The sequence below is a fragment of the Streptomyces sp. NPDC048192 genome, from assembly GCF_043202415.1.
In the GTDB taxonomy this organism is placed as follows: Bacteria; Actinomycetota; Actinomycetes; order Streptomycetales; family Streptomycetaceae; genus Streptomyces.
Genome location: NZ_JBIDAL010000007.1, coordinates 32,451 through 45,280, shown reverse-complemented (window position 1 = coordinate 45,280; position 12,830 = coordinate 32,451). Strand labels below are relative to the sequence as shown.

The window sequence follows — 12,830 nt, the reverse complement described above, 5'->3', positions numbered from 1 at the left end:
GCACAGGGGCGTCCGGTTGGTCCGGGTTCGCCGCGCGGAGGCCGGGTCAGCCCGCCGCTCCGAGGTCCGGCAGGGCCAGCTCACCGGTGACCAGGTGGGCGAGGACGACCTCGTACAGATCGGTGCCGCCGGCCGTCAGCCGGCGTTCCAGGACGGCCTCGGCGGCCCGGACGTGTTCGCGCACGGTCTGGGCGTGCACGCCGAGCGCCTCGGCGGCACGTTCGGCGTGCGCGTCGGCGCCGGTCCAGGCGCGCAGGGTACGGCGCAGGTCCCGGCCGTCCTCGTCGAGCCGGCCGAGCAGCCCCTCCGCCCAGGAGCGCAGCGCGCCGGTGCCGAGCAGCCCGGCGAGCCGGATCCGGGCCGGCCGCTCGGCCGCGCCGGACGAGGGGCCGTAGGGGCCGTGCAGCGCCTCGGTGTTGAGGGCGGCGTGGGCGAGGGCGCGGACGGCCAGCCGGGAGAGGTCGGCGCCGAGCAGCCCGGCGACCCGGTCCATCCGGGCGCGCACCGTGTTGCGGCTGACGCCGAGCACCTTGGCCGCGTTCACGGCGGTGAACTCCAGGCCCAGCCGGGCGGTGGCGACCAGTTCGGCGCGCACATGGTGCGGCAGGGTGTCGAGGGGGCGCAGCACGACGGCGGCCCAGGCCCGCAGCCCCGCGGGGTCCATGAGCTGCGCGGGGCGGGTGCGGGCGGCGTAGACGGCGGACCGCTCGGGCCGGAACCGGGCCACGGCGAGGGCGGTGACGGCCTGCCCGTAGGCGGTGGAGGTCAGCGCGAGCCGCTGCCGGGGGCTGCCGCCCAGGTAGGTGCCGGGCCGGCCGGCGACGATGTCCTGCAGCCGCTCCCCGACCTCGGCCGACGGGCCGACGACGATGACGTGTTCGTCCACGGCGGGGCAGCGCACCACCAGGGCCCGGCCGTCGGTGGCGTCGACGCACGCCTCGGCGAGCCTGTCGCGTTCGGCGGCGGCGCCCTCCAGGACGTACACGCGGGCGGTGTCCTCCTCCAGCAGGCCCGGCCACAGCCCGGCGGCGACCCGGCGGGCCGACACGGTGTCCTCCACCATGAGCAGTTGCAGGATCGCCAGCCGCAGATCGGCCGTGGCCCGCCGCAGCCGCCGCCCCGACTCCGCCAGCTCCCGCTCCCTGAGCAGCAGTTCCAGGACGACGGCGGTGTGGTTGAGGACCTCCGCGGTGTGCCGGTCGAAGGGCTCGGGGCGGGCCACCGCGAGGACGGCCGCCGCCTCCGGGCCCGGCCCCTGATGCCGTATCCCGACCAGGCGGACCTGCCGTGCCCCGTCGGCGAGGGCCGCGGCCGAGACCCGTCCGGCGGCGACGTCGGCCAGCACGGCGGGGTCGAGCGGCAGCCGCTGTCCGGCGAGCAGGTCGCCGCGGCCGTCCTGCAGGCACACCGAGGCGCCCACGGTCCGGGCGAGCCAGTCGACGAGCCGGCCGAGATCACGCCCGGCGGGCCGCAGCCGGTCCAGCAACTCCTGCGCCCAGGCGCTGTCGTCGGCGTACGGCTGCTGGAACGCCGGGCCCTCGTCCGGTCGGCCGGCCACGTGCCTTCTCCCCGTCTCCCTGATGACCTGCGCCTACGCAGGCGCACGTTACCCGACCCGCCGCACGTCCCGCGCCGAAAAGGCTCCGCCGGCGGCCCGGGGGGGTGTGGGCGGCCGGCGGAGACTTCGCGTCCGGGGCGGGGGGATGCCCAGGACGGTTCTCCCCGCGCCTGCCCCGGAACCGGGGAAGTACACCGGAAAACCACCGGGGAATCCGGCCGGTGCCGCCGGCGGCGCGTGCGGGGCGCGTGTGACGGGCGGTACGGCATAAGCTCGGTGAATGGCGAAGTACTTCGACGTGCACCCCGAGAACCCGCAGCCGCGCAGCATCTCCCAGATCGCCGACGCGGTGCGCTCGGAGGCGCTCATCGCATACCCGACCGACTCCTGTTACGCGCTGGGCTGCCGGCTGGGCAGCCGGGACGGCATGGAGCGGATCCGTTCCATCCGCCATCTGGACGACCGGCACCATTTCACCCTGATGTGCCGGGACTTCGCCCAGCTCGGCCAGTTCGTGCACGTGGACAAGGACGTGTTCCGGGCCGTGAAGGCGTCCACGCCCGGCAGCTACACCTTCATCCTGCCGGCCACCCGGGAGGTGCCGCGCAAGCTGCTGCACCCGAAGAAGAAGACGGTGGGCGTGCGCATCCCGGACCACGTGGTCGCCCAGGCGCTGCTGGCGGAGCTGGGCGAGCCGCTGCTGTCCAGCACGCTGCTGCTGCCGGACGAGGAGGAACCGCTGACGCAGGGCTGGGAGATCAAGGACCGTCTCGATCACGTGGTGGACGCGGTGATCGACTCCGGCGACTGCGGCACCGAGCCGACGACGGTCGTGGACTTCTCCGGCGGCGAGGCGGAGATCGTCCGGCGGGGCGCCGGGGACACCAGCCGCTTCGAGTGAGACCGCGTACCCGGTGCGAGCGTGCGGATCTTGCGTGACAGCATGGTCGCAGCCGTGGCGATGGTCCCGCAGCCGTGGCGTCGAGGGCCGTCGCCGCCTACCCCCATGTCCCCCACGGAGGCCTGCCCACCATGACCGATGTCCAGGGAACCGATCTCGACATCACCACCGAGGACGGTGTCGCCGACGCCTACCTCGCCCGTCCGGCCGACGGCCGCCCCCGCCCGGGCGTGCTGTTCTACCAGGACGCCTACGGTCTGCGCCCGCATCTGAGGTCGATGGCCGACCGGCTGGCCGCCGCCGGCTACACCGTGCTGGTGCCCAACGTGTTCTACCGCCTCGGGCGGACCCCGGTCGTCGACCTGCCCGAGTTCATCGACCCGGGCGCCGATCCGACCATCTGGGAGCGGCTCGGCCCGGTCGTGTCCTCGCTGACGCCGGACCTGGTGAAGCGGGACGCCGGCGCCTATCTGAGCTGGCTGGCCGACAGCCCGCTGGTCGCCGACGGGCCCGTGGCGATCACCGGTTACTGCATGGGCGCCCGCCTCGCCCTGTGGACGGCGGCGGCGCATCCGGACCGGGTCGCGGCGGCGGCCGGGTTCCACGGCGGTGGGCTCGCCACCGACGATCCGGGCAGCCCCCACCTCGGCGCCCCGCGGATCACCGCCGAGCTGTACTTCGGGCACGCCGACAACGACCGGTCGCTGCCGCCGGAGCAGATCGAGCGTTTCGAGAAGGCGCTGACGGAGGCCGGGGTCCGGCACACCTGCGAGGTGTATCCGGGCGCCCACCACGGCTACACCCAGGCGGACACCCCGGCGTACGACCGCGAGGCCGACGAGCGCCACTGGGCGGCGCTGCTCGGCCTGCTCGAACGCACCTTCTGACGCCCGCGAAAGGGCCGCTTCGGAAGGCCGCTTCGGCACGGCGCCCGCCGTCCCGAGGCGGCCCTTCCCCCGTTCACTCATTGACATGTTCGCGTCTCGGTACGACTCTGAGAGCGCTCTCACGCAGGTACGGACCAGTCGTCCGTACGGCCCCGACCCCACACGGAGGCAGGAGAGTGCCTCACGCACGCCCACGCCCGGCGCTCGCCGCGGCGGCTGCCGCGGCCCTGGTCGGCGGAGTGCTCGTCCTGAGCGCCCCCGCCCCCGCCGAAGCCGCGGTACCGGACACCATCCCACTGAAGATCACCAACAACTCCGGCCGCTCCGAGCCGGTCTACCTCTACGACCTCGGCACCCAGCTGTCCTCCGGGCAGCAGGGCTGGGCCGACGCGAACGGGACCTTCCACGCCTGGCCGGCGGGCGGCAACCCGCCGACGCCCGCGCCGGACGCGGCGATCACCGGACCGGCCGCGGGACAGTCCACCACCATCCGGATCCCGAAGTTCTCCGGCCGCATCTACTTCTCCTACGGCCAGAAGCTCGACTTCCGGCTGACCACCGGCGGCCTGGTGCAGCCGGCCGTGCAGAACCCCTCCGACCCCAACCGGGACATCCTGTTCAACTGGTCCGAGTACACCCTCAATGACTCGGGGCTGTGGCTGAACAGCACCCAGGTGGACATGTTCTCCGCGCCGTACGCGGTCGGGGTGCAGCGCTCCGACGGCGGGGTGAGCACGACGGGGCACCTGAAGTCCGGCGGCTACAGCGGCTTCTTCGACGAGCTGCGCAGCAGGCCGGGCGGCTGGTCCGGGCTGGTCCAGACCCGCTCGGACGGCACGGTGCTGCGCGCCCTGTCCCCGCTGTACGGGGTCGAGACCGGGGCCCTGCCCGCGAACGTCATGGACGACTACATCGACCGTGTCTGGCGGAAGTACTCGACGTCCACGCTGACGGTGACGCCGTTCGCCGACCAGCCGAACACCAAGTACTACGGCCGGGTGTCGGGCGGCGTCATGAACTTCACCGACGGCTCGGGGGCGGTCGTCACCAGCTTCCGGAAGCCGGACGCGGACAGCGTCTTCGGCTGCCGCAAGCTGCTCGACGCGCCGAACGACACCGTGCGGGGCCCGATCTCGCGCACCCTGTGCGCCGGGTTCAACCGCTCGACGCTGCTGACCGATTCCGACCAGCCGGACACCACGCCCTCCGACTTCTACCAGGACTCGGTGACCAACCAGTACGCGCGTGCCGTCCACGACCAGACGGCCGACGGCAAGGCCTACGCGTTCGCCTTCGACGACGTCGGCGACCAGGAGTCGCTGGTCCACGACGGCAGCCCGCAGCAGGCGTATCTGACGCTGGATCCGCTGAGCTGAACAGGCCGCGGCCCCGCACCACCCGGTGCGGGGCCGCGGTTGCGGGGAGGGCGATCAGCCGGTCGTCAGGGCGGTGTCGTCCACGACGAAGCTGGTCTGCAGCGAGGAGTCCTCCACGCCGTTGAACTTCAGGGTGACCGTCTGGCCCGCCAGCGAGGACAGGTCGAAGGTCTTCTGGCTGTAGCCGGAGGCCGCGTTGAGGTTCGAGTAGGTCGCGAGGGTCTTCGAACCCGCGGTCACCGTCAGCTTGTCGTACTGGGTGCTGGTGGTGGTCTCCGAGGTGTCGATGTGCAGGTAGAAGGTCAGGGTCGCCTTGCAGCCCGCGGGGATCGTCACCGACTGCGACAGCGTGTCGGTGTGGCTGGTGCCGTAGCCGTCGAGCCAGGCCTTGTAGGAGCCGCCGTGGGCGGCCTCACCGGTGTCGGTGGTGATGACACCGCTGGTCGCGGTCCAGCCGGTGGCTCCGGACTCGAAACCGGGGTTGCTCAGCAGCTGGGTCGCGGTGCAGCCACCGCCGCCGCCACTGGGGTTGACCGTCCAGGTGAAGGTCGCGGTGCCGGTGGCGCCGGTGGAGTCCTTGACCGTCACCGTGGTGCTGGAGGTGCCCGCCGTGGTGGGCGTGCCGGTGATCAGACCGGTGGAGCTGTTGATCGACAGGCCCGCGGGCAGCCCGGAGGCGCTGTAGGTCAGGGCTCCGCTGTTGGTGCTGCTCGCGCTGATCTGCAGGCTCACGGAGGTGCCGACGGTCGAGGTCTGGTTGCCCGGGTTGGTGACCGTCACGCCGCTGCTGGGCGGTGTGATGTGGCTGCCGACGTTGATGCCGGCGAAGGCGTTGCCGACTCCGGCGTACTGCGTGGAGTTGGTGCCGTACAGGGCGGCCGCCGCGTTCAGGGCGGCGGTGCGGGCGGCCGCGTAGTTGGTGCTGGACGTCATGTACGTCGTCAGCGCCTTGTACCAGATCTGCAGCGCGGCGGCCCGGCCGATGCCGGTGACGGCGACGCCGTCGGAGGTCGGGCTGTTGTAGGTCACGCCGTTGATGACCTTGGTGCCGCTGCCCTCGGACAGCAGGTAGAACATGTGGTTCGCCGGGCCCGAGGAGTAGTGGACGTCGAGGTTGCCGACGCCGGAGTACCAGCTGTCGGCGCTGCCGCCGTCCTTGCTGGGCTTGTCCATGTAGCGCAGCGGGGTGCCGTCGCCGTTGATGTTGATCTTCTCGCCGATGAGATAGTCACCGGGGTCGGAGCTGTTGTTGGCGTAGAACTCCACGCCGGTGCCGAAGATGTCGCTGGTGGCCTCGTTCAGGCCGCCCGACTCGCCGCTGTAGTCGAGGCCGGCGGTGTTGGAGGTGACGCCGTGGCTCATCTCGTGCCCGGCGACGTCCAGCGAGGTCAGCGGGTCGTTGTTGTTCGAGCCGTCGCCGTAGGTCATGCAGAAGCAGCTGTCGTCCCAGAACGCGTTCACGTACGAGTTGCCGTAGTGGACGCGGGAGTAGGCGCCGACGCCGTCGTTGCGGATGCCCGAGCGGCCGAAGGTGTTCTTGTAGAAGTCCCAGGTCTCCTGCGCGCCGTAGTGCGCGTCCGCACCTGCGGTGGCGGCGTTGGAGTTGGTGCCGTCGCCCCAGGTGTCGCTGCTCTGCGAGAACAGGGTGCCGGTGCCCGAGGTGCCGTGGTTGAGGTTGTACGTCTTGTGGCCGCCGCGGGTGCCGTCGGTCAGCGTGTACGCCGAGCCCGACTGGGTCGTCGTCAGCGACACCTGCCCGCTGTAGTGGGTGTTGCCGACGCCGGTCTCGATCGCCTGGTACCGGTACAGCTCCTTGCCGGTGGTGGCGTCGGTGATGACGTGCAGTTTGCTGGGCGTGCCGTCGTCCTGGAACCCGCCGATCACGGTCTCCCAGGCGAGCTTCGGGGTGCCGGTGCCGGCCCAGATGACCTTGCGGGCGCTGTCGGCGGCGGGCTTCTTGGCGAGGGTCTTGGCGGTCTTCAGGGCCGTGGACTCGGCGGCGGACCTGCTGACGGCCGGGGTGGTCGAGGCGACCTGGATCTTGTGCTTGTTGTTGAAGGTGGTGCTGACGGTGCCCGCGGCCAGGGAGGCGGGCGGGGTGTGCACGACGAGGTCGCCGCCGAGGACGGGCAGACCGGCGTAGGTGCGTTCGTAACGGGTGTGCAGGGTGCCGTCGTTGTCCTTGACGACGTCCTTGACGACCAGCTTCTCCTTCGCGCCGAGCCCGAGGGTGCGGGCGGTCGCGGCGGTGCTCTGCTGGGCGCTCCTGATCAGAGCCTGGTGCTGGGCCGGGCTGAGCTTCGCCTCCAGGCCGCCGGTGCGCAGCGGGCTGGGGTGGGGAGCGGCGGGCTTGGCGACGGCCGGGGCGGCCTGCATGCCGATGGCGAGAAACGCCGCGGCGGAGACCAGGGCGGCTCCGGCCGTGGCCCGCTGGCGGGGAAGGCGTCTGTGGGGTCTCACTCGTACTCCTCCTGCTGCGGCCGCCGGGTCGCGGCCGGTGACAGACGGGCAGACGGGTCTGCTGCCCGGGTGAGCTGAGCTGTGCGGGGACCGCGATCCGTGAACGCACCGGAGATGTGCGGTGCGTGGGGAAGGATGGCAGGCTTGTCCCGCACATGTCAGTCATGCGGAGGTATTCGAGGGTTTTCCCTATGCCGCCGGGCGCGGCCGCGGCACTGGGGGCGGCCCTGCGGCCAGGTGCCGGCGCAGAAAACGCGCCTGGTGCCCGAGCAGGCCGGCGGTGACGTCGGTGCCGATGGGCTGGTGCCCCGCGCCCGGCAGGAGCAGCACCTCGTGCGGCCGGCCGGCGGCGAGCAGCGCGTCGGACAGCCGCAGGGTGTGCACGGGCAGGACCTTGGGGTCGGCGAGGCCGTGCACGAGCAGCAGCGGCCGGCTGAGCCGGTGCGCCTCGCGGAGCAGGGAGCAGGCGTCGTACCGCTCCGGATGCATTCGCGGGTGACCGAGGAAGCGCTCGCGCCAGTGCGCGTCGTACAGACGCTGGTCGGTGACGCCCGCGCCGGCCACGGCGGCGCGGAAGACGTCCGGGCGGCGCAGTACGGCGAGTACGGCGAGCGAGCCGCTGAAGGACCAGCCGCGGATGCCGACCCGGCCGAGGTCGAGCACGGGGTGCGCGCGGACGGCCTGGTGCAGCGCGGTCACCTGGTCGTCGAGGACGGGCCCGAACAGGTCGCCGTGCACCGCGCGTTCCCAGTCCGGGCCGCGCCCCGGGGTGCCCCGGCCGTCGGTCACCAGCACCGCGAAGCCCTGCTCGGCGAACCACTGCGACACCAGCGTCTTCCAGTCGTGGGCGGCGGTGACCCGCCGGCCGCCCGCGCCGCCGTAGGGGTCGAGCAGCACCGGGAGCGGGCCGTGCTCCGCCGGCCGGTGCCAGGAGGGCAGATGGAGGGCGGCCCGCAACGCGTGCGGCCCGAGCCGGAGCAGACTGCGGCGCACCTCCAGCACCGGTGACTCGGCGTGCGACGGCACGGCCACGGGAGCCCGGCCGGCACGCAGCACCTCGGCGCGCGGGGCCGCCCCGCCGGTGTCCGCGACGGTGCGCACGAGGGTGCCGGCGCGCAGCGCTCCCCCGTGCACTCCCGGGCCCGCGCTCCGCCGGCGCGGCTCGGTTCCTGGCCGCCAGGACCACAGGTCGGTCTCGGTGGGTTCGTCGGACGCGGTGAACAGCACCTCGTCGCCGTCGACGCCGAGGACGGCGCCCAGTTGGCGGCCCGGGGGCGTGACCGGCGCACCGTCGGCCGTGAGGTGTCTGGTGCCGTGCAGATCCGCATGGGCGAGGACGGCGCCGGAGGCGGTGCGGGCCGGCAGTCCGGGCACCAACTCCACCCAGTGCTCGCCCCGTTGCTCGTGCAGGACCGTCGTGCGGCCGTCCGCCGGGTCGATGCCGAGGAGCCGGACGGTGCGCTGGTCACGGGACTGCACGACGGCGAAGGGACCGTGCGCGTCCCAGCCGGCGCCGACGACGTACTCGAAGGCGTCACGGTCCCAGCGCACGGCGGTGAGCGGCCCGTCCGTGCCGACCGGCACCAGCCACAGGGTGACGTCGGGGTTCGGGTCGCCGGCGAAGGCGTGGTGACGTACCTCGGGCGGTCTCTCCGGCCCGGCCGGATCGGTGCTGTGCAGGCGCCGCACGCGCCGGCGATCGGTGCGGGCGCACAGCAGGGCGGTGCCGTCGGGCGCCCACCAGTGCCCGCGCGGCCCCTCGGGCAGCGTGGCAGCCGTGTGCACGGCCGTCCCGAACTGCACGTCCCCGTGGCCCACATGCTCGACCGCGCGGCCGACCCGGCCGGCCCGGGCGATCACCCGGTCTCCGCCGCCGTCCGTTCCGATCACGCGCAGCGCGCCACGGCAGACGTAAGCGACCCGCCCACCGGCGGGATCCGGCCACGGATCGAGGGCGGGCCGCGCGGCGGGCAGCCGCCGGGGCTCGCCGCCCCGCAGCCCCACGGTCCACAGCACACCGCCCAGCGCGAAGACGACGACCCCGGCCGCCGCATCGGTGCCGTACCCCTCGATCCCCCTCGGCCTGCGCCCGGCACCGCGCAGCCTGACCGGATCGGCCAGCAACCGCTCCCGCCCCGACCCGAGTTCGACCGCCCACAGACAGTCGGCCGGGTCGTCCCCCGTACGCCCCCGCAGGTACAGCACGACCGTGCCGTCCCCGCTCACGGTGAACCGCCGGGGGACTCCACGGGTGAACCGGGCGGTACGGACCAACTGGGCGGGGAGAAGATCGGGGCGCACGTACAGGTCTCTTCCCTCACCCCCACTCTCGTACACTTATTCGATTCCATGCGCCCCGCCCCCTCCGGTCTGCCGCCCTCTCCTGAACCCGGTGGCCGGTCGCGCCCGGATCCGCCTAGGTTCGCGGCATGGCTGACGCATGCTTCGGGCATCCCCGGCTCGCCGCGATCTACGATCCGCTCGATCCCGACCGCAGCGATCTCGACGCCTACCTGCGGATGACGGCGGAGTTCGGAGCGCGCCGGGTGCTGGACATCGGCTGCGGGACCGGCGTCTTCGCGCTGCTGCTGGCCGAACGGGGGATCGAGGTCGTCGGCCTCGAACCCGCCGCTGCGTCCCTCGACGTGGCACGGGCCAAACCGGGCGGTGAGCGGGTCCGCTGGATCCACGGTGACGCAGCGGACCTCCCGCCGCTGCGGGTCGACCTCGCGACCATGGCGGCGAATGTCGCGCAGGCCATCGCCGATCCCGGCACGTGGCAGAAGACACTGCGGGGAGCCCACGAGGCGCTGCGGCCCGGCGGGCGGCTCGTCTTCGAGACCCGCGTGCCGGCCCGGCGTGCCTGGCAGGAGTGGACGCGCGAGAACACCTGTCGCGTGAGGGAGATCCCGGGTGTCGGCACGGTCGAGCACTGGGTCGAGCTGATCGAGGTGAGCGGGCCCGTGGTGACGTTCCGTCAGACGTACGTCTTCGCCGCCGACGGTCAGGTGCTGACGTCGGATTCCACGCTGCGTTTCCGCGAGCGCGACGAGATCGAGCAGGACCTGGCCCGGCACGGCTATGCGGTGGAGGACGTCCGCGATGCGCCGGACCGGCCGGGACGGGAGTACGTGTTCGTGGCACGGCGGCCGTGACGTACGAAATCGTTGGTACCGCCTTGCCGGACCGTGGCAGCATGACCCGCATGACGACGAACCGAAAGGGCTGTGCGGCGTAGACGGCCAGGGAGTCTCCGGGGTCCCGCTCCGAGCGCCCGGACCCGTGGGAGCACGCACATCGACGGACTGCCCTCCCGGGTTCTGTTCGAGATCGCGCGCCTCGAGCGGACCCGCAGCTATCTGCGTCCAGGGGATGTGGGCGCCGCGCTGCGCCATTGGCGGGAGTACGTCCATCTGCCGCAGCGCCGGCTGTGGCAGGACTACGAGTGGGGCAACCCTTACTGGTACTGCTGCGAGGCGGATCCCTTCGAAGCGCGCGCTCTGCTCGACACCGTCATGGGGGCACTCTCGGCCCGCCGCGCCCGTGAACTGCGGCGGATCGTCAGCCGCTTCGATGCCGTCTGGAACCGGCCGTCACCGCCGTACGACCCGGGCGGAGGCTGACGGAGTCCACGTCGGGCTCTCGCGCAGCCGTGGACCTGGCGGCCGGCGCGGGTCTCACAGGCGTACGGTCATCGCGACGGTCACCTCGTCGCCCGGTGCGAGGCCCTCCGGGCGGCGCACGGCGCTTTTGAGCGGCAGCAGGTAGGCGCCGTCCTTGGGGATGAGGGACGTGGTGAAGGCGGTGCCGCCGATCCTGGCCTCGACCGGGATCACACCCCAGCCGTAGCTGGCCAGGGCGGCCACGTCACGGATGTCGGCGGACTCCGCGCCCGGGACGGCGACGAAGTAGTACGGCGCCGGTCCGCGCCACTCCACGACCCGTCCGGCGAAGGCGAGTTCCATGGGCATCCCCTTCCGAAGGCCGCCCAGCGTACCGGCGCCCGCTTGCGGACGCCGGGGACCCGCCAACCGCCGCTGAACGGCGCGTTGTTACCGTGCACCGCGTGTCTGACTCCTCCCGCGATACCGCCCGGGGCGCCGGCTGGGGCTCGGCCGAGCCCGGCGCCTACCGGCAGCTGATGCCGGACCACGTCGAGAAGCTGTCGTGGCTCAGCCCGCGCACCCTGTGGGCCGCCCGCAACGGCGTGCTGGCCTCCTGGTTCGGCGATCCCACCGGCCGTACGCGCAGCCGCTGGGTGGCGCGCCGGGAAGCGGCCGGGGCGCCCGCCGGCAAGGTGATCCGGCGGGAGGCTGGCGACCGGTTCTCCTTCATGGTCCTCGGCGACACCGGGGAGGGCGACGACTCGCAGTACGCCGTTGTGCCCGGCTTCCTGAAAACCGGTCAGGGGACCGACTTCGCTGTCATCGCGAGCGACGTGATCTACCCGGTGGGCGCCACCGACGACTACGGCGACAAGTTCTTCCGCCCCTACCAGGACTACCCGGCCCCGATCTACGCGATACCGGGCAACCACGACTGGTACGAGGATCTCGGCGCCTTCATGCGGGTCTTCTGCGGCGACACCGGGCCGCTCCCGCCCGAGCCCCGCCCGCGCCCGCTCACCCGCGCCTGGTGGCGGGCCCTGCTGTGGCACCGGCCCCGGCCGGCCGACGAGCAACGGTTCGCCGCGGCACGGGAGTTGCGCTCGGCGCCCGGTCAACAGGCCGTGCAGCCGGGGCCGTACTGGGCCATCGACGCGGGCCCGGTGCGGATCGTCGGCATCGACACCGGGCTGCTCGGCACCATCGACGCCGAACAGGGCGCCTGGCTGCGCGAGGTCTCCCGGGACCCCAAGCCGAAGATCCTGATCACCGGGTCCCCGCTGTACGTCGACGGCGAGCGCCATCCGTGCGCGATCGAGGGCGGCGGGACCGTGGACGACATCGTCCGCGACCCGGCGCACCGCTACGTGGCCTCGATCGGCGGCGACATCCACAACTACCAGCGCTACCCGGTCGACGTGGACGGCCGCACCATCCAGTACGTGGTCGCGGGCGGCGGCGGGGCGTTCATGCACGCCACCCACACCATCCCGCGCGTGTCGGTCGGGGGCGTCACCGAACGGGACTTCCGCTGCTACCCGCTGCGCGGCGACTCGCTCGCCTTCTACAGCCGCCTGTACGGCCACCGGCTGCGGCTGCGCCGCTTCTTCACCCTCACCGAGGCGGAGGCGACCGCGGTCGTCGCCGAGCGCCTCGGCATCGAGCCGGCCCGCAAGCCCGGGCCCGACGTCCGGATCACCCGGCGCACCCGGCTGGTCGCGAGCCTGCTCGGCACCGGCGGTCGGCCGGACCGCGCCTCCCGGATCCGGCTGCCCGTGCGCAAGCTCTACACCCAGCTGTTCTCGCCCGGCTCGGCCACCTACAGCCCGCCGTTCTTCAAGTCGTTCCTGCGGCTGGACGTCACCCCGGAGGCGGTCCGGCTGCGCTGCTTCGCCGCGACCGGCAACCGGGCGCAGGAGACCGACCCGCCGGTCGAGGACGAGGTCGTCATCCCGCTGAAGTGATCTGAAGTGATCACACGGTTGTCACACTCGCCTGCCAGAATCCAAGGGCGGAACCGCCGCACCACCGCTGGAGGAGCCC

10 protein-coding genes are annotated in these 12,830 nt (G+C 72.9%); 6 read left to right on the top strand and 4 right to left on the bottom strand.

Annotated elements, in window-relative coordinates; translation table 11 throughout:
- Positions 1-46: 46 nt before the first annotated feature.
- On the bottom strand, positions 47-1,558 hold the full coding sequence (locus tag ACGFZN_RS15940; RefSeq protein ID WP_393859053.1) for a helix-turn-helix domain-containing protein: 1,512 nt from the start codon (positions 1,556-1,558) through the stop codon (positions 47-49).
- A 280-nt stretch (positions 1,559-1,838) separates the two neighbouring features.
- Between ACGFZN_RS15940 and ACGFZN_RS15935 the strand changes: the two genes are divergently transcribed.
- The 3 genes from ACGFZN_RS15935 to ACGFZN_RS15925 all read left to right on the top strand — a co-directional run bounded on the left by ACGFZN_RS15935 (position 1,839) and on the right by ACGFZN_RS15925 (position 4,722).
- On the top strand, positions 1,839-2,459 hold the full coding sequence (locus tag ACGFZN_RS15935) for an L-threonylcarbamoyladenylate synthase (RefSeq protein WP_393859052.1): 621 nt from the start codon (positions 1,839-1,841) through the stop codon (positions 2,457-2,459).
- A gap of 131 nt (positions 2,460-2,590) precedes the next feature.
- Positions 2,591-3,346, top strand: coding sequence for a dienelactone hydrolase family protein (locus tag ACGFZN_RS15930; protein ID WP_393859051.1), 756 nt, complete (start codon positions 2,591-2,593; stop codon positions 3,344-3,346).
- Positions 3,347-3,522: 176 nt separating this feature from the next.
- On the top strand, positions 3,523-4,722 hold the full coding sequence (locus tag ACGFZN_RS15925) for a glycoside hydrolase family 64 protein (RefSeq protein WP_393859050.1): 1,200 nt from the start codon (positions 3,523-3,525) through the stop codon (positions 4,720-4,722).
- Between the two features lie 54 nt (positions 4,723-4,776).
- Here the strand turns inward: ACGFZN_RS15925 and ACGFZN_RS15920 are convergent, their stop codons facing one another.
- Positions 4,777-7,182: a M4 family metallopeptidase gene (locus tag ACGFZN_RS15920; protein WP_393859049.1), complete on the bottom strand. Its 2,406-nt coding sequence runs from the start codon at positions 7,180-7,182 to the stop codon at positions 4,777-4,779.
- Between the two features lie 189 nt (positions 7,183-7,371).
- Positions 7,372-9,483 (bottom strand): prolyl oligopeptidase family serine peptidase, encoded by a 2,112-nt coding sequence (locus tag ACGFZN_RS15915; RefSeq protein WP_393859048.1) that lies wholly within the window; start codon positions 9,481-9,483, stop codon positions 7,372-7,374.
- A gap of 128 nt (positions 9,484-9,611) precedes the next feature.
- Here ACGFZN_RS15915 and ACGFZN_RS15910 point away from each other — a divergent pair, with 128 nt between their 5' ends.
- On the top strand, positions 9,612-10,337 hold the full coding sequence (locus ACGFZN_RS15910; protein ID WP_393859047.1) for a class I SAM-dependent methyltransferase: 726 nt from the start codon (positions 9,612-9,614) through the stop codon (positions 10,335-10,337).
- 72 nt (positions 10,338-10,409) lie between these two features.
- Positions 10,410-10,805, top strand: a complete 396-nt coding sequence (locus tag ACGFZN_RS15905; protein WP_393859046.1) for a hypothetical protein — start codon at positions 10,410-10,412, stop codon at positions 10,803-10,805.
- A 54-nt stretch (positions 10,806-10,859) separates the two neighbouring features.
- Here ACGFZN_RS15905 and ACGFZN_RS15900 read toward each other — a convergent pair whose 3' ends face one another.
- Positions 10,860-11,147, bottom strand: coding sequence for a DUF1905 domain-containing protein (locus ACGFZN_RS15900; RefSeq protein ID WP_393859045.1), 288 nt, complete (start codon positions 11,145-11,147; stop codon positions 10,860-10,862).
- A gap of 101 nt (positions 11,148-11,248) precedes the next feature.
- On the opposite strand from ACGFZN_RS15900, the gene ACGFZN_RS15895 reads away from it, so the two are divergent.
- Complete coding sequence (locus ACGFZN_RS15895; protein WP_393859044.1) at positions 11,249-12,751, top strand: metallophosphoesterase family protein; 1,503 nt, start codon at positions 11,249-11,251, stop codon at positions 12,749-12,751.
- The last annotated feature ends 79 nt before the right edge of the window (positions 12,752-12,830 follow it).